The sequence below is a fragment of the Streptomyces sp. YIM 121038 genome (assembly GCF_006088715.1).
Taxonomy (GTDB): Bacteria; Actinomycetota; Actinomycetes; order Streptomycetales; family Streptomycetaceae; genus Streptomyces.
The window spans coordinates 9,813,226-9,831,840 of the sequence record NZ_CP030771.1 but is presented as its reverse complement, the minus strand read 5'-3'; the positions used below and the strand labels follow the sequence as shown (position 1 = coordinate 9,831,840).

Sequence of the window (18,615 nt, the reverse complement as noted above, 5' to 3'; positions counted from 1 at the left end):
TCACCGTTCGTCGTGGTCGCTGTCGCCGCGTGCGGCGTCTTCGAGTTCGCTCAGCACCTGTTCCTCCACCAGGTCCGCCAGGGCGGCGACCGTGCGGTGGACCAGGACGTCGCGGGGCGTGAGGGTCACGCCGAACGCTTCGCCCACCCGGGAGGCGATGAGCAGGGCGCGCAGGGAGTCGCCGCCCAGGGAGAAGTAGTCGTCCTCCACGCCCACCACCGTCTGCAGGACCTCCTCCCACAGGAAGGCGACGGCCTCCTCGGTGGGGGTGCGCGGGGCGACGTGCCCGGACGTCTCCTCCTGGTCCGGTGGCGGCGCGGGCAGCGCGGCCCGGTCCGTCTTGCCGTTCTCGGTGAGCGGGAAGCGGTCGAGGACGACGTATGCCGAGGGGACCAGGGGGCCGGGCAGGGTGCGGGCGGCGAGGGTCCGCAGCTCCGCGGTGGCGGGCGGCTCGGCGTCGGGCGCGGCGAGCAGGTGGGCGACCAGGCGCGGCAGCCCCGGCTCGTCCTCGCGCACCGTGACCACGGCGTCGAGCACCGCCGGGTGACGGACGAGCACCGCCTCGACCTCGCCCGCCTCGATGCGGTGGCCGCGCAGCTTGAGCTGGTGGTCGGTGCGGCCCAGGTAGTGCAGCTCGCCGTGGGCGTCGCGGCGCACCAGGTCGCCGGTGCGGTACATCCGCGAGCCGGGCGGACCGAACGGATCGGCCGTGAACCGCGACGCGGTGAGCCCGGGACGGTTCAGATAGCCACGGGCCAGGGCCAGACCACTCAGCCACAACTCCCCCGCCACCCCGTCCGGGACCGGCCGCAGCCGGGAATCCAGGACGTACACCCCGGTGTCCGGCAGCCGCCGCCCGATGGGCGGCGCGACGCCGTCCGCTGTCAGGGGCGCCGACCAAGTGGCCACCACGGTCGCTTCGGTGGGCCCGTAGGAGTTGACCAGGCGGTGGTGCGGCGCCCAGCGGGCCACCAGGTCAGCGCCGCACGCGTCGGCGCCGACCGTGAGGGTCTTCAGGTCGGGCAGGGTGCCGGGTGTGTCCGGCGGCAAGGTGGCGAGCGCGGCCGGGGGCAGCAGGGTGTGCGTGATGCGTTCGGCGCGCAGGACCTCGGCCAGTTCGGCGCCGAGCAGTGGCCCGGGTGCGGGCACGACCAGGCTCGCGCCGAGCGGCAGGGACATGCACAACTCCAGCACCGAAGCGTCGAAGCTCGGCGTGGCGAACGCCAGCACCCGGTCCCCCGGCGCCACTTCATAGTGCGCCGCCTCAGCAGCCGAGAAACCCGCAAGACCGCGATGCGTCACCACGACACCCTTGGGCGTCCCCGTGGAACCCGACGTATAGATCACATACGCCGGGTCATCCAGACGCAGCGGACGGACCCGGTCCGCCTCCGTCGGCCGGTGCTCCGGTACGCCCTGTGCCGCGAGCAGTTCGGCGACCTGCTCCGCGTCGAGTGTCACCGCGGGCGCCGCGTCCCGCAGCATCAACGCCACCCGCTCCGCCGGATACCCCGGATCCACCGGCACGAAGGCCGCACCGGCCTTGGCCACGCCGAGCTGCGCGAGGACCATGTCCACGGAGCGGGGCAGCACCAGGGCCACCAGATCGCCCGGGCCCACACCGCGGGCGATCAGCTGGTGCGCCACCCGGTTCGCGCGCACCTCGGCCTCGGCGAAGGACAGGGTGAGGCCCGGTCCGACGAGGGCCGTCGCCTCGGGCGTACGGTCCACGGCGGCCTCGACCAGGACGGGCAGCACCTCCGGTACGACCGGGGCCAGTGCGGGGCGCGCGGGCCCCCGCAGCAGCCGTTCGCGCTCCTCCGGCGCCAGGGCGTCCACCGCGTCCAGGGACGTCCCGTCCGGCGCGGCGACCAGGGCACGCAGGGTGTGGACAAGCTGGTCCGCGAGGGAGCGTGCCGTGGCCTCCTCGAAGTAGCGGGGGTCGTAGCCGACGACGACACCCATCCGGCTGCCCGGCAGGATCACCACGGTCAGCGGGTAGTTGGTGGACTCGTGGGCGTCGAGGTCGCGGACCTGGACGCCGTGCGCGCCCGCGGTGTCGTCGCCGACCGGATAGTTCTCGAACACCAGCAGGCTGTCGAACAGCGGGGTTCCCGCGGGCAGTCCGCTGGCGGCCTGGAGGTCGGTGAGCGGTACGTGGTCGAAGCGGCGGTCCTCGGCCCGCGCGGCCTGCGTCTCGCGCAGCCACGCGGCGCACGGGGCGGCGCCGTCCACGGTGACCCGGGCGGGCAGGGTGGTGATGAACAGGCCGGCGATGGTGTCGGCGCCCGGCATGTCCGCGGGCCGCCCGGAGACGGTCGTGCCGAAGCACACGTCCCGCTCGCCGCTCCAGCGGGACAGCAGCAGCGCCCAGGCGCCCTGCACCACGGTGTTGAGGGTCAGCCGGTGGCGCCGGGCGTAGTCCGCGAGGCCGTCCGTCTCGGCCTCCTCCAGGTACTCCGCGAGCCAGCTGCCGGAGCGGGACGGGGCGCCCGGGGCGGGCCTGCGGTCGTAGGGCAGCGGGGTCGGTGCGGTCAGGTCGGCGAGCGCGCCCGTCCAGTGCTCCGCGGCCCGTGTGGTGTCGCGGGCCGCGAGCCAGGCGGCGTAGTCCGCGAACGGCCTGCGCTCGGGCAGCCGCGGCTCCTCGCCCCGGGAGAGGGCGGCGTGAGCGGCCACGACGTCCCCGAGGACGTGGAAGACGCTCCACCCGTCGAGCAGGGCGTGGTGGAAGGTCCACACCACGCGCACCTCGTCCGGGGTGAGGCGGATCAGGGCGACGCGCAGCAGCGGCACGCGGTCCAGGTCGATGCCGCGGGCCTTGTCCTCGGCGAGCAGCCGTTCCAGCTCCGCCGCGCGCGCCTCGGGCGCGAGAGAGCTCCAGTCGTGCTCGGTGACGGGCACGGTGACGGCGCGCCGCACCGCCTGGAGCGGGACGGGCGCCCCGCCGAGGACGACGGCGGTGCGCAGCACGGGGGTGCGGTCCACGACGTGCTGCCACGCGGCGGCGAGCACGCGGGCGTCGGGCACGCCGTCCATGACGAACGTGATCTGCTCGACGTACAGCCCCTCGGCGGGCTCGTCCATGCCGTGGACGAGCATGCCCGCCTGGGTGGGGGTGAGCGGGTAGAGGTCCACGACGTCGCGTCCGGTGCCGACCAGGCGGTCGACGGCGGCCTGGTCCAGCGGGGCCAGCGGGAAGTCCGACGGGGTGCGGCCCCCGGCGCCGGGTTCGGCGCAGTGCCGCACGAGGGCCCGCAGTTCGTCGGTGAGCTCGGCCGCGAGCCGGGCGACGGTGTCACCGCGGTGCACGTCGCGCGAGTACGACCAGGTGAACTCCAGGCGCTTGTCCGTCACGCGCCCGATGACGTCGAGCAGGTGCGGGCGGTCCGCGGCCGTGTCCATGCCGCCCGTCAGGTCGCCGTGGGGCGCGTGCAGCAGGTCTCCGGTGGTGTTCCGGTCCTGCTGGCCCAGGTAGTTGAAGGAGATCTGCGGCAGCGCGGGCAGTCCCGCGCCCGCGGTCGGGTGCAGATGGCGCAGGGCGCCGTAGCCGATGCCGCCGTGGGGCACCGCGCGCAGGCCCTCCTTGACGGACTTCAGCGCGGTGGCGGTGTCCGCGTCGCGCGGTACGTCGAGCGCGACGGGGAACACGCTGGTGAACCAGCCGACGGTGCGGGAGAGGTCGACGTCGTCGAAGAGCTCCTCGCGGCCGTGGCCCTCCAGGGTCACGGCCACCCGGTCCCGGCCCGTCCAGCGCGCCAGGACCCGGCCGAGGGCGTACAGCAGCACGTCGTTGACGCGGGTGCGGTAGACGCCCGGTACGTCCTGGAGGAGGCGGCGGGTCTCCTCGGCGTCGAGGCCCACCGTCACCGACTCCTCGCTCGCGGCGGTGTTGGCCCCGGCGAGATCGGTCGGCAGGGCGTGGCCGTCGGGCACGTTCCGCCAGTGGTCGAGCTCGCCGTCGAAGGCTCCGGCCTCGGTGTGCGCGGCGAGGCGGCGGGCCCACGCCTGGAAGGAGGTCGTCTTCGGGCCGAGGTCCGGCGGGTTCCCCGCGCGCAGGGCCCGGTAGGCGGTGTCGAGGTCCTCCAGGATCAAGTGCCAGGACACCGCGTCCACGACCAGGTGGTGCGCGGCGAGCACCAGGACGGGCCGCCGCTCGTCGCCGGAGCGGCACAGCGCGGCCTTCAGGAGCGGCCCGGTGTCCAGGTCGAAGCCCGCGCACAGCTCGTCGACGAGGGCGGCGGGCACCTCCCCCGGCAGGTCGTGCACCTCCAGGTGGACCGGTGCGCCCGGCGCGGTGCCGTACTGGCGGCGGGCCCCGTCGGCGTGTGCCGGGTAGCGCAGGCGCAGCGCGTCGTGGTGGTCGTGGACGGCGGCGAGGGCGGCGCGCAGCGCGGCCTCGTCGGTGTCGCTGGCGAGGTGGTGGGCGACGGCCTGGGTGAGGCGTGCCGGGTCGCCGGTGAGGGTGTCGAACAGCAGGTGCTGGACGGGCGTGAGCGGTGCCTCGCCGACGACGGCGCCCTGTTCGGCCGTCGTTCCCGCGGCGGGCAGGTCCTCAGCGGCGGCGGCCAGCTCGGCGATCGTCTGGTGGCGGAACAGGTGCCTGGGCGTCAGCGCGAATCCGGCGCGGCGGGCCGCGGCGACGATCTGGATGCCGAGGATGGAGTCCCCGCCGAGCGTGAAGTAGTTGTCCTGCGCGCCCACGTCGGGCACGCCGAGGACCTCGGACCAGATCGCGGCGAGCGCCTTCTCCGTGTCGGTGCGGGGCGGGACGCCGCCGCCGTCGGCCGGAGCCGACCAGACGGGTTCGGGCAGTGCGTTCCGGTCGAGCTTGCCGCTGGCGCCGAGCGGCAGTCGCTCCAGCGGTACGACGGCCGCGGGGACCAGGTGGTCGGGGAGGGTGCGGGCGAGGAAGTCGCGCAGGGCCGCGGGGTCGGGGGCTTCGCTCCCCCTCGGTACGGCGTACGCCACGAGGCGGCGGTGGCCGTCGCGCTCCGACACGCGGGCGGCGGCCGCGGCCACGTCCGGGTGCCCGGCGAGGGCGGCCTCCAGCTCACCCAGCTCGACGCGGAAGCCGCGCACCTTCACCTGGTGGTCGGTGCGGCCCAGGTAGTGCAGCTCGCCGTGGGCGTCGCGGCGCACCAGGTCACCGGTGCGGTACATCCGCGAGCCGGGCGGACCGAACGGATCGGCCGTGAACCGCGACGCCGTAAGACCCGGACGGTTCAGATAACCACGAGCCAGAGCCGGACCACTCAGCCACAACTCCCCCGCCACCCCGTCCGGAACCGGCCGCAGCCGGGAGTCCAGAACATACACACCCGTCTCCGGCAGCCGCCGCCCGATGGGCGGCGCGGTCCCCTCCACGGTCAACGGCGCCGACCAAGTGGCCACCACCGTCGCCTCGGTGGGCCCGTAGGAGTTGACCAGACGGTGGTGCGGCGCCCAGGCGGCCACCAGTTCCGGACCACAGGCGTCGGCGCCGACCGTGAGGGTCTTCAGGTCCGGCAGGGTGCCCGGGGTCTCCGGTGGCAGGGTGGACAGCGCGGGCGGAGGCAGCAGCGTGTGCGTGATGCGCTCCGTCCGGAGCACCTCCGCGAGTTCCGCGCCGAGCAGTGGCCCGGGTGCGGGCACGACCAGGCTCGCGCCGAGCGGCAGGGACATGCACAACTCCAGCACCGAAGCGTCGAAGCTCGGCGTGGCGAACGCCAGCACCCGGTCCCCCGGCGCCACTTCATAGTGCGCCGCCTCAGCAGCCGAGAAACCCGCAAGACCGCGATGCGTCACCACGACACCCTTGGGCGTCCCCGTGGAACCCGACGTATAGATCACATACGCCGGATCCTCCAGACGCAGCGGACGGACCCGGTCCGCCTCCGTCGGCCGGTGCTCCGGTACGCCCTGTGCCGCGAGCAGTTCGGCGACCTGCTCCGCGTCGAGTGTCACCGCGGGCGCCGCGTCCCGCAGCATCAACGCCACCCGCTCCGCCGGATACCCCGGATCCACCGGCACGAAGGCCGCACCGGCCTTGGCCACGCCGAGCTGCGCGAGGACCATGTCCACGGAGCGGGGCAGCACCAGGGCCACCAGATCGCCCGGGCCCACACCGCGGGCGATCAACCCGTGCGCCACCCGGTTCGCGCGCACCTCGGCCTCGGCGAAGGACAGGGTGAGGCCCGGTCCGACGAGGGCCGTCGCCTCGGGCGTACGGTCCACGGCGGCCTCGACCAGGACGGGCAGCACCTCCGGCGCGACCGGGGCCAGTGCGGGGCGCGCGGGCCCCCGCAGGAGCCGTTCGCGCTCCTCCGGCGCCAGGATGTCCACCGCGTCCAGGCGGATGTCGTCCGAGGCGTCGGCCAGGAGGCGCAGCGTGTGCAGCAGCCGCGCCGCGAGGGAACGCGCGGTCGGCTCCTCGAAGTGACCGGGGTCGTAGTCCAGGATGACCGACAGGACGTCCCCGGGGGCGACCACCACGTTGAGCGGGTAGTTGGTCGGCTCCACGTCGCGTTCCTGCTCGATGGCCAGGCCGTGCCGGGCCAGGGCGCCCTCGTCGAACGGGTAGTTCTCGAAGACCACGATGCTGTCGAAGAGGTTCGTGCCGCCGGGCACCTCGCTCCACGTCTGGAGCTGGGCGAGGGAGACGAAGTCGTGCCTGCGGGACTCCGACTGGGCGGCCTGGAGCTCGCGCAGCCACTCCAGGAGGCCGCGACCGCCGTCGATCCGGACGCGGGTGGGCAGGGTGTTGATGAACACCCCGACCATCGAGGTCACTCCGGGCAGTTCGGCGGGGCGCCCGGAGACGGTGGTGCCGAACACGACGTCGTCCCCGCCGCCGTACCGCGACAGGAGCAGCGCCCAGGCGCCCTGCACCATGGTGTTGACGGTCAGTCCGGCCCGCTGTGCCGTCTCCCGCAGCCGCGCCGACGTCCCGGCGTCGAGCTCCACGCCGACGGTTCCGGAGGACGACGCGCGGTGGGCCTCGGTGGGCCGCCGGTCCCTGGGGAGTTCGGTCGGGGCGGAGAACCCGGCGAGGGTCTCGCGCCAGTACCGCTCCGACCGGGCGGCGTCCTGCCGCGACAGCCACTCCAGGTAGTCGCGGAAGGGCGCGCGGTCGGCGATCTCCGGGCGGCGTCCGGCGGTCAGCGCCGCGTACCGCTCGCACACCTCGTCGAAGACCTGGGCCGCGCTCCACCCGTCGAGCAGGACGTGGTGGAACGTCCACACCATCCGTACGCGGTCCGGCGCCAGACGGATCAGGGTGAGGCGCATCAGGGGCGCGGTGCCCAGGTCGATCCCGGCGTCCCGGTCCGCGTCGAGCAGCCGGTCCATCTCCCGCGCGCACCGGTCGGCGGGCCATCCGGTCCAGTCGTGGTGGGTGACGGGCACGGTGGCCCGGTGCCGCACGGCCTGGAGCGGCTCGGAGGTCTCCTGCCACACCAGGCCGGTGCGCAGCACGGCGTTGGCGTCGGCGGTCCGCTGCCACGCCTCGGCCAGGGCGCCCGGGTCGGTGACGCCGCGCAGCACCAGCTGGACCTGGTTGACGTACGTCCGCGCGTCGGGATCCATGAGGCTGTGGAACAGCATGCCCGCCTGCATCGGCGTCAGCGGGTACAGGTCCTCGACCGCGCGGCCGTCGCCCACGACGCGGTCCAGGGCCTCCTGGTCCACGCGGGCCAGCGGGAAGTCCGAGGGCGTGCGGCCCCCGGCGTCCTCGCGGCAGCAGTGGGCTACGAGCTCGGTGAGCGCCCGCAGCATGCCGTCGGCGAGGCCCGCGACGGTCTCCTCGTGGTGCAGGGTGTGGCTGTAGTGCCAGGTGATCTCCAGCTCCCCGCCCTCCACGCGGGCGATCACGTCGAGGAGGTGCGGGCGCGCCGCGTCGGGCGCGTCGGCGCCGCCGAGGCCGCCGGGCACGCCGCGCACCAGGGCGCCGCCGCCGTCGGCCGACCAGTCGAACCGGCCCAGGTAGTTGAAGCTGATGCCGGGCGTCGGCGCGGCGGTGAGCCGGTCGTCCCCGGCGAGGTGCGTGAGCGCGCCATGGCCGATGCCCCGCTCCGGCACCGCGCGCAGCTGCTCCTTGACGGACTTCAGGGCGGTCCCCCAGTCCGTGTCCGGCACGTGCAGGGCGACGGGGTACAGGCTGGTGAACCAGCCGACCGTGCGGGACAGGTCGACGTCGTCGAAGAGCTGGTCCTCGCGGCCGTGGCCCTCCAGAGCGACAGCGACGGTAGAACGTTCGATCCAGTCGGCGACGGTACGGCCGAGCGCGGTCAGGAGCACGTCGTCGATGCGGGTGCGGTAGGCGCCGGGCACCTTGCGCAGCAGGTCGTCGGTGCGCTCCCGGTCCAGGCGTACGGTGACCGCGCGCACGTCGGCCATGGTGGTGCCGTCCGGTGCCGCGCCGGTGTCCAGGGGCAGGGGCGCGGCGCAGTGCCGTGCCACGTCCTCCCAGTGGGCGCGCTGGTCGGCGAAGCCGCCGGACGCGGTGCGGGCACGCAGGCGGCGGGCCCACTCCTGGACCGACGTGGTGCGCTCCGGAAGCCGTACGGGCTCGCCCGTACGCGCCTGCTGATAGGCGGTGTCCAGGTCCTCCAGGAGGATGCGCCAGGACACCCCGTCGACGACCAGGTGGTGGACGGTCAGGAGCAGGCGCGGTCGCGTGCCGGTGAACAGAAGGGCGTTCAGCAGCGGGCCGGTGGCGAGGCGGAACGCGGCGTGCGCCTCGGCGGTGGCGCGGGCCTCGGCGGCTTCGGCCGCTTCGGCGTCCGGGCCGCTCAGGTCCACGATCTCCAGAAGGTCCGGTGCCGCCTCGTCCGGGCCGGGGCAGTGCTGCCGCCAGGCCCCGTCGTCGCCCTGGACGAACCGGGCGCGCAGGGCGTCGTGGTGGGACCACAGGGCCGCGAGGGCGCGGCGCAGGGCGTCCGCGTCGACGTCCCCGGCCGTCTCGACGAGCAGGCACTGGTCGAAGACCTCGGGGCGGCGCGGCCCAGGGTCGAGGAACCAGTGCTGGATGGGCGTGAGCGGCACCTCGCCGGCCACGGGGCCGGTTCCGGCGACGGCCCCGGCCGAGCCGCTGGCCGCGGCGAGGGCGGCCACGGTGGGGTGGCGGAACAGGTCGCGCGGGGTGAGCCCGAGCCCGGCGGCGCGGGCCCGTGAGACGACCTGGATGCTGAGGATCGAGTCGCCGCCGAGGGTGAAGAAGTTGTCGTCGGCGCCGACGCGGTCCACGCCCAGGAGGTCCGCCCAGATGCCGCTGAGGACGCGCTCGGCCTCGGTGCGGGGCGGCCGGTAGGCGGTGTCGCCCGCCGCCGACCAGTCCGGTGCGGGCAGTCTGCTCCGGTCCACCTTGCCGTTGGCGGTCAGCGGCAGCTCCGGCACCGTCACGAAGGCGGCGGGGACCATGTAGTCGGGCAGTTCGGCGGCCACGTGGGCGCGCAGTTCGCGCACGGTCGGCGCGGCCGCCGCGGGGGCGGGCACGACGTGGGCGGCCAGGCGCTTGCGCCCGGCGTGCTCGCACACGGACACGACGACCTCGGCGACACCCGCGTGCGCGGTGAGGCGGGCCTCGATCTCGGCGGGCTCGACGCGGAACCCGCGCAGCTTGATCTGGTCGTCCGCGCGCCCCACGAAGTGCAGTTCGCCGTCGCCGCCGAAGCGCACGACGTCGCCGGTGCGGTACATGCGGGAGCCGGGCGGACCGAACGGATCGGCCACATAGCGGGCGGCGGTCGCCCCCGACCGCCCGGTGTAGCCCCGGGCGAGCCCGGCCCCCGCGACGTACAACTCCCCCGGCACGCCGGGTGGTTGGGGCTGGAGCGCGGCGTCGAGGACGTACACCCGGGTGTTGTCGAGCGGGCGCCCGATGGGCAGCACCGGGGGCAGCGGGTCACCGGCGCGGAAGGGGCGCCGGGTCGCGAAGGTGGTGGTCTCGGTGGGGCCGTAGCCGTCGACGACGGTGAGGTCGGGGCAGGCGTCGAGGACGCGGCGCACCACGGCGCCCGGCACGGCCTCGCCCCCGGTCCACACCTCCCGCGCGCCGCGCAGGCAGGTGGGGTCCTCCTGCGCGAGGAGGCGGAACAGGCCCGCGGTGAGCCACAGGAACCGCACGCCGCGCTCGGTGATCGCGTTCCGGACGACGGCGGCCTCGACGTCCCCGGGCGGGGCGAGGACGGCCGTTCCGCCCCGCAGCAGGGGCACCCACAGCTCGTACGTGGAGGCGTCGAAGGCGTGCGGGGAGTGCACGAGGACGCGGTCGTGCCCGGCGAAGGCGCGGTCCGACGCGAGGGCGGCGACGTCCCGGTGGCGCACGGCGACGCCCTTGGGCGTGCCGGTGGAGCCGGAGGTGAACATGACGTACTGGACGGAGTCGGGGTGCACGGCCGGGGCGTCGGGAGCGTCCGGCGCTTCGCCCTCGGGTTCCCGGTCGGGCCGCAGCACGGTTCCGTCGGGCAGCACGTCCCGCGCCGTGCGCTCCCACTCGGCGTCCGTCAGGACGAGGTCCGCGCCGACCTCGGCGAGCATGCGCCGCAGCCGCTCGCTCGGCGCCCGGCCGTCGAGGGGGACGTAGACGCCTCCGCCGAGGGCGAGCGCGAGCTGGACGACGACCAGGCCGACCGAGCGGTCCATGAGGACGCCGACCGGCACTTCGGCCGTGACGCCGCGGGCGGCGAGCCGGGCGGCGAGTGCCGTGGCCCGGACGTCCAGGTCCCGGTAGGTGAGCCGGTCGGCACCGGCCTCCAGGGCGACGGCGTCGGGCGTGCGGCGCGCCTGTGCCGTCCACAGCCGCGCGACCGTCTCCTCGGGGACGGCGGTGGCGGTGTCGTTCCACTCGTCGACGACCTGGCGGCGGCGGGCGGGCGTGAGCAGCGGCAGCAGCGCGGGCGGGCGCTCGGGTCCCGCGGCCATGCCCTCGAAGAGCACGGTGAGGTACTCGCCCATCCGGGCGACCGTGGCGGCGTCGAGGAGCGCGGGGTCGTAGCCGAGGCGCAGGCCGAGTTCCGTACCGGGATAGGCGACCAGGCTCAGCGGGTAGTTGGTGGTCTCGATGCCGTCGAGGTCGCTCAGGCGCAGCCCGTGGGCGGCGGCGAGGTCGTCGTCGACGGGGTAGTTCTCGAAGACGACGATGCTGTCGAACAGGGCGGCCCGCTCGGGGAGTTCGGTGAGGGCCTTCATCCGTGTGAGCGGCACGTGGTCGAAGCGGCGGTCCTCGCTCTGGTCGTACTGGAGGGCGCCCAGCCAGTCGGCGAGGGTGCCGTCGCGCGCCACCCGGACGCGGGTGGGCAGGGTCGTGATGAACAGGCCGGTGATGGAGTCGGCGCCCGGCAGCTCGGGCGGGCGGCCGGAGACGGTGGTGCCGAAGACGACCTCGTCCCTGCCCGCAAGGCGGCTCAGGAGGAGCGCCCAGGCGCCCTGGACCAGGGTGTTCAGGGTCAGGCCCGCCGCCTTGGCCAGGTCCTCCAGGGCGCGCGTCGTGGCCTGCGGCACCGTGACGCGGACCGCCTCGGTGGACTCCGCGTGGTGGGTCTCGCGCGGTTCGCGGTCGTAGGGCAGCGCGGTGGCCTCGGTCAGGCCGGCGAGGCGGTCGCGCCAGTGCCGCTCGGCCCGGTCGTCGTCGCGGTCGCGCAGCCAGGCCACGTAGTCGCTGAAGGGGCGCCGCACGGGCAGCGGGTCGCCCCCGTCCTCGGAGCCGGACGGCCGTGCGTGGCGGGCGAACACGTCGGACAGGACCTGGAACAGGCTCCAGCCGTCCAGGATCAGATGGTGGAAGGACCACACCACGCGTACGGAGGTGTCGGAGAGCCGGACCAGGGCCAGGCGCTGGAGCGGGGCGCACGCCAGGTCGACGCCGCGCTCGCGGTCCCGGTCGAGCAGGTCCCGCGGCGCGCCGCCCCGCTCGTCGTCGGTCAGCCGGCGCCAGTCCAGGTGCGTGACCGGCACGGTCGCGTGGCGCCGCACCACGAGGAGCGGTTCGGGCACGTCCTGCCACACCGCGCGGGAGCGGAGCACCGGGGTGCGGTCCGTCACGTGCTGCCAGGCCGCCGCGAGGGCGGCGGGATCGGGCACGCCGTCCAGGACGAACGACACCTGCTGGAAGTACACGCTCTGGTCGTCCTGCGACAGGCCGTGGAAGAGCATCCCCGCCTGGGTGGGCGTGAGCGCGTGGACGTCCTCGACCGCGCCGGGGTCGTCGCCCACGAGGCGGTCCACGGCCGTCTGGTCGAGCCGCGCCAGCGGGAAGTCCGACGGGGTGCGGCCGCCGGTGCCGGGCCGGGCCGCGTGCCGGGCGATCCCGGCGAGCGCGTCCGCGAACCCCGCGGCGAGATCCGCGACGGTCGCCTCGTGGTGCAGCGCGTCGGAGTAGAACCAGGTGAACTCCAGTGCGTCGCCGTCCAGCTGCCCCACGACCTCCAGCGGGTGCGGGCGCGCGGACAGCGGGTCGGCGTCCAGTTCGAGGGGGCGGAACGGTTCGCCGTACAGGCCGTCCGGCGCGTCCGGGAGCCCGAAACGGCCCAGGTAGTTGAAGCTGACCTGCGCGGCGGGCGCCGGGGGCGCCGTGCCGGGCCCGGTCAGGTGGCGCAGCGCGTCGTGGCCCAGGCCGTGCCGGGGTACCGCGCGCAGCTGCTCCTTGACCTGCTTGAGTACGGCGTCCCAGTCGGCGTCGGGCGGGACGGCGAGCGCGACGGGGTGGCGGGTGGTGAACCAGCCGACGGTCCGGCTGGTGTCGACGTCGGCGAACAGCTCCTCGCGCCCGTGCCCCTCGACGTCCACCAGGACCCGCTCGTGGCCGGTCCAGGCGCACAGCACGCGTCCGAGCGCGCTCAGGAGCACGTCGTTGACCCGGGTGCGGTAGGTGTCGGGCAGCGTGCGCAGCAGCGCGGTGGTGTGCTCGGGGGTGAGGCGTACGGTCACCGAGCGGGCCGAGGCGTAGGTGTTGGGGCCCGCCCCGTCCGTGGGCAGGGCCGCCTCGGCGCCCGCGAGGGCTCGGGTCCAGTACGCCGTCTCGTCGGCGAAGCCTCCGTCGGCCGCGTGCGTGGCCAGGCGCTGTGCCCAGTGGCGCAGCGGCGAGGACTTGGCGGGCAGGGCCGCCGTCGCGTCGCGGCCCTCGCGGCGGGCGCGGTAGGCCAGGTCGAGGTCTTCGAGCAGGACGCGCCAGGAGACGCCGTCGACCACGAGGTGGTGGACGGCCAGGTGCAGGACGGGCCGCAGCCCCGCGCCCCGCTCGTGCAGGACGGCGCGCAGCAGCGGGCCCTCGCTCAGGTCGAAGGGGCCCAGGTGCGGCGCGTCGGCGTCGGGGCCCGTGTGGCGTGCCAGGCGCAGGCGCGGCGTCCGTTCGCCGATGCGCCACCGGGCGGTGGCGGGGCCGGTACCGCCGGGACCTGCGGCGCCCTCGGTCACGAAGTGGGAGCGCAGCGCGTCGTGGTGGGCGACCAGGTCGTTGAGCGCGTCCTCAAGAGCTGCCGCGTCGACCGCCCCGCGCAGCTGGGCCGACAGGGTCTGGGAGAAGTGGCCGGAGCGGTCTCCGGCGCTGTCGAACAGCCAGTGCTGGATGGGCGTCAGCGGCGCCGGTCCGGTGGCCGCCACCTGGACGGGGGCGGTGGCCTTGCGGCCTTCCGCGGCGTCCGCGCAGCGGGCGAGGTCGGCCACCGTCTGGTGCCGGTACACATCGCGGGAGGTGACCGTCAGGCCCGCCTGCCGGGCCCGGGCGACGACTTGGATGCTGAGGATGGAGTCGCCGCCGAGCGCGAAGAAGTTGTCGTCCGCCCCGACCCGCTCCACGTGCAGGACGTCCGCCCAGATCCCGGCGAGGAGCCGTTCGGTGGGCGTGCGCGGCGGCACGTGGCGGGCGGTGCGCGCGAGCGGCCCGGGGTCGGGCAGCCGGTCGCGGTCCAGCTTGCCGTTGGGGTTCAGGGGCAGCGCGCTCAGCCCGACGACGACGGCGGGGACCAGGTAGTCGGGCAGGGCGCGGCCGAGTTCGCGGCGCACCGCGTCCGGGTCCACCCGCTTGCCCGGGGCGGGCACGACGTAGCCGACCAGGCGCCGGTGTCCTTCGCTCTCGCGGGCGGCGGCGGCCGCCTGCGCCACGCCCTCGCAGCGCAGCAGGGCCTCCTCCACCTCGCCCAGTTCGATGCGGAAGCCGCGCACCTTGACCTGCTGGTCGGTGCGGCCCAGGTACTCCAGTTCGCCCGCCTGGGTCCACCGCACCAGGTCACCGGTGCGGTACATGCGGTCCCCGGGGGCGCCGAAGGGGTCGGCGAGGAAGCGGGTCGCGGTCAGCCCGGGGCGGCGCAGATAGCCGCGGGCGAGGCCGCCGCCGCCGAGGTAGAGCTCGCCCGTCACGCCCGGGGGCTGCGGGCGCAGCAGGTGGTCCAGGACGTAGGCGCGGGTGCGCGCCACGGGCCTGCCGATCGGCGGGGCCTGGTCGGGTTCGGTGTCGTCGGCGAACCAGGCGGTGGCGTAGACCGTGGCCTCGGTCGGGCCGTATATGTTGGCCACTTCGCAGAACGGCATGGCCCGCCGAAGGTCGCGCACGGTCTGCGCGGGCAGCGCCTCCCCGGCCAGGACGAACGTGTCCGAGGCGATCGCCGTGTGGCCCTCGGTGAGCAGCCGCGCGATCACGGACGGCACACCGCTGACGAGCCCGGCGCTGCGCAGGTCGGGGGCCTCGGCGAGGGCGGCGAGGTCCGCGACCACCTCGATGCTGCCGCCCGCGAGCAGGGGGCAGATCAACTCGAACACGGACACGTCGAAGTTGAGCGACGTCGAGGCGATCACATGGGCGAGGCGCTCGGGCCCGAACCGCTCCGCCACCCACTCGGCGAGCGCCGCCACGCTGCGGTGGGCGACCACGACGCCCTTGGGGCGGCCGGTCGACCCCGAGGTGTAGATGACGTACGCGGGATGGTCGGGGACCAGGGGGCGTGCCAGGTCCGCCGCCGTCAGGTCCGTGTCCCCCGGCAGGTCCGCGCCGTCGGTCAGGCAGTCCTCCAGGATCAGCGGCTCGCAGTCCGCGGGCAGCGCGCCCGCGGTCTCGCGGCCCGCGACGACGAGGCCCGGTTGGGCGTCGGCGAGCATGAAGCGGATGCGCTCGGCGGGGTAGCCGGGGTCGACGGGCAGATAGCCCGCGCCGGACTTCAGGACGCCCCACAGGGCCGGGACCAGGTCGGCGGTGCGGGGCAGGCACAGGGCCACGAGCGTCTCGGGCCCGGCGCCGCGGGCCACGAGCTGCCGGGCGATGCGGTTGGCTCGCCGGTTCACCTCGGTGTAGTCGAGGCGTGTGGTGCCGCAGTCCACGGCGGTGTGCTCGGGGGTGCGGGCCACCTGGGCCTCGAAGAGCGCCGGCAGGGTGCGCGCGGTGTCGTCGTCCCCGGTGCGCGCGGGCGGGTTCCAGGTCTCCAGGAGGGTGCGCCGCTCGCCCTCCAGGAGCAGGGGCAGCTCGGCCAGCGTCCGGTGCGGGCCGTCCGCCATGTCCTCCAGGAGGCGGTGCAGATGGCGGCTCATCCGGGCGACCGTGTCCACGTCGAACAGATCGGTGTTGAACTCGACGGTCAGCTCACGGCCGCCGTCCGGGCGCGGCGCGAACTCAAGGACCAGGTCGAAGCGGGAGGCCGGGCGCGGCAGCGGGTGCTCCTCGACGCGCAGCGCGCCGGCCCGCGGCGGATGGGCGGGGGCCGTCTGCTGGACCACGAGCGCCTGCACCAGCGGCGTACGGCTGGGGTCGCGGGGCGGTGCCAGTTCCTCGACGACGCGGTCGAAGGGCACCCCGTCGTGGGCGAAGGCGTCCAGGACGGTCGCGCGCATGCGCTCCACGAACGCGCCGACGGTGGTGGTGTCGTCGACTTCCTCGCGCAGCACCACGGTGTTGGCGAAGAAGCCTGTCACGTCCTCCAGGTCGCGGCGCCCGCGCCCGTTGGTGACGGTGCCGAAGGCCACGTCCCGCTGGCCGGAGTACCGGGAGAACAGCACGGCCGCCGCCGCGGCGAACAGGGTGAACAACGTCGTGCCGCGGCCCGCGGCCAGCTGCCGCAGCCGCTCGACGAGGTCCGCCGGGATCGGGTGGCGGTGGGCGTCGCCGACGGTCGTGCGCACCGGCGGCCGGGGCCGGTCGGTGGGCAGGTCGAGCTGCTGCATGCCCGTCAGGTGCCGCTTCCAGTACGCGAGGTCGTCGCTGTCGGTGCCGGAGGAGCGCTGCCGCCGCTCCCACACCGCGAAGTCCGGGTACTGCACCGTCGGCGCGGGCAGGCCGTCGGGCGCTCCGGTGGCCTCCGCGTGGTAGAGCGCGGCCAGTTCGCGGGTGAGCAGGCCCACCGACCAGCCGTCGGTGACGATGTGGTGCTGGGCCAGGAGCAGCAGGTGTTCCCCGTCGGTGAGGCGGATGAGGAGCGCCCGGGTGAGGGGGCCCGTGGCCAGGTCGAAGGCGCGGCCGAGCTCCACGGTGAGGAGCCGTTCGGCGACCTCGGCGCGCCGGGCGGCGGGCACGTGCGCCACGTCGGCCGTGCGCAGGGGCAGTTCGGCCGTCGCGCTGACGCGCTGCACGCCCTGTCCGGCGACCGTGGCGAACGTGGTGCGCAGCGCGTCGTGGCGGGCGGCGAGCCGGTCCAGGGCGCGGCGCAGGGCCGCGCCGTCGAGGTCGCCGCGCAGCCGCAGCGCCACGCCGGTGTTGTACTCCGTGCCGCCTTGGGTGAGGTCGTCCAGGAACCACAGCCGCTGCTGCGCGCTGGACAGGGGCAGCGGGCCGTCGCGCGGGGCGGGCGGTATCGGCTCGGGCGGTGCGGTGGCGGACGGGTCGCCGAGGAGCGGGGCGAGAGCGGCGACGGTCCGGGCGGTGAACACGTCCCGCACCGCGAGGCGCACGCCCAGTTCCTCGGTGATCCGTGACAGCGTCCGGGCGGCGAGGACGGAGTCGCCGCCCAGGTCGAAGAAGTCGTCGTCGGCGCCCACGGCGTCGACGGCGAGGACCTCGGCCCAGATGGCGGCCAGTGCCTCCTCCTGCGGGGTGCGCGGCCGGGTCCAGCCGTCGGCGGTCTCGCGGACGGGGGCGGGCAGGGCGCGGTGGTCCACCTTGTGGTGACTGGTGAGCGGGAGTTCGTCCAGGACGACGACGGCGGCCGGGACCATGTGCGCGGGCAGGGCGGTGGCCGTCGCCGCGCGCAGCGCGGCGGGCTCCGGGGCGCGGTCGGCGTCGGTGGGCGTGACGTAGCCGACGAGCCGCCGCCGTCCCGGGTCGTCCTCGCGCACCACGACGACGGCCTCGCGCACGCCGGGGTGGCGCAGGAGCACGGCCTCGATCTCGCCGGGTTCGATGCGGAAGCCGCGGACCTTGACCTGGCGGTCGGCGCGGCCGAGGAACTCCAGCTCTCCTTCGCCGTTCCAGCGGGCGCGGTCGCCGGTGCGGTAGAGCCGAGCGCCGGGCGGGCCGAAGGGGCTGGCGACGAAGCGGGTGGCGGTCAGGCCGGGGCGGCCGTGGTAGCCGCGGGCCACGCCGTCCCCGCCCACGTACAGCTCGCCGTCGGCGCCGGGCGCGACGGGGCGCAGCGCCGCGTCGAGGACGTGTACCTGGGTGCCGGACAGGGGGGTGCCGATGCTCGGTGTTCCGCTGCCCGCGGTCAGGGGGCCGGTCCAGGAGGCGACGACCGTCGCTTCGGTGGGGCCGTAGGAGTTGATCATCCGGCGGCCGGGGGCCCAGCGGTCGACGAGGGTGGGCGGGCAGGCCTCCGCTCCTACGATCAGGTTGCTCAGGTGGCTGCCCGCGGCGCCGTGCGCCGGGTCGGGCAGGGTGGCGAGGGCGGCGGGCGGGATCAGCGCGTGGGTGATGCGGTGCTCGTCGAGGACGGCGGCGAGTTCGTCGCCGAGCCACGGTCCGTGCGGCGGCACCACGAGGGTGGCTCCGGACAGGACGGAGCTGCACAGTTCGAGGACGGCGGCGTCGAAGCTGGGCGAGGAGAACTGCAGGATCCGGTCGCCGGGCCGCACGGCGTACTGCTCGGCGCAGCCGCGGCTGAAGGCCGCGATGCCCCGGTGGGTGACGGTCACGCCCTTGGGGGTGCCGGTGGAGCCGGAGGTGTAGATGACGTACGCCGCGTGGTCGGCGCCCACCGGCTCGGGCCACCGGTCGGGCACGGGACCGGCCGCGTCGTCGAGGACGGCGCGGACCCGGGCCGGGTCGTCGAGGACCACCACCGGTGCGGCGTCGGCCAGCATCAGCGCGCGCCGCTCGGCGGGGTAGCCCGGGTCCACGGGCAGGAAGGCGGCACTAGCACGTGTCACGGCGATCTCTGCCGCGATCAGTTCCATTGATCGCGGCAGGACGAGCGCCACCGTGCGATCCGGTCCGGCCCCGCGCCGTACGAGGTCGGCGGCGAGGCGGTCGGCCCGCTGTGCCAACTCCCGGTAGGACCAGGTGCGTCGGCCGTCGGTGACCGCGGGCGCGTCGGGTGTCCGGGCCACCCATGCGGCGAACAGCTCACCGAGCGACGGGTGCGGGTGCGCACCGGAGCTCCCGCTTCCGCCGCCGGTGGCGGCGTGGTCGGCCGACGGCGGGTTGGTCGCCGGGGTGGGCTTGTCATGCAGGTCCGTCATGGGGGGATGTCCTTCGGCGCGGGGACGGTGCGGGTGCGCGCGGGC

General features: G+C 75.4%; 1 protein-coding gene. It reads right to left on the bottom strand.

Annotated features, from left to right (window positions below):
* Entirely contained in the window at positions 1 to 18,570 is an 18,570-nt protein-coding gene (locus C9F11_RS41605) for a non-ribosomal peptide synthase/polyketide synthase (RefSeq protein WP_138965621.1), read from the bottom strand.
* Between the last annotated feature and the right edge of the window lie 45 nt (positions 18,571 to 18,615).

Excerpts from the sequence above, each read along its gene's own strand:
- C9F11_RS41605 (WP_138965621.1), bottom strand. The coding sequence starts at position 18,570 with ATGACGGACCTGCATGACAAGCCCACCCCGGCGACCAACCCGCCGTCG.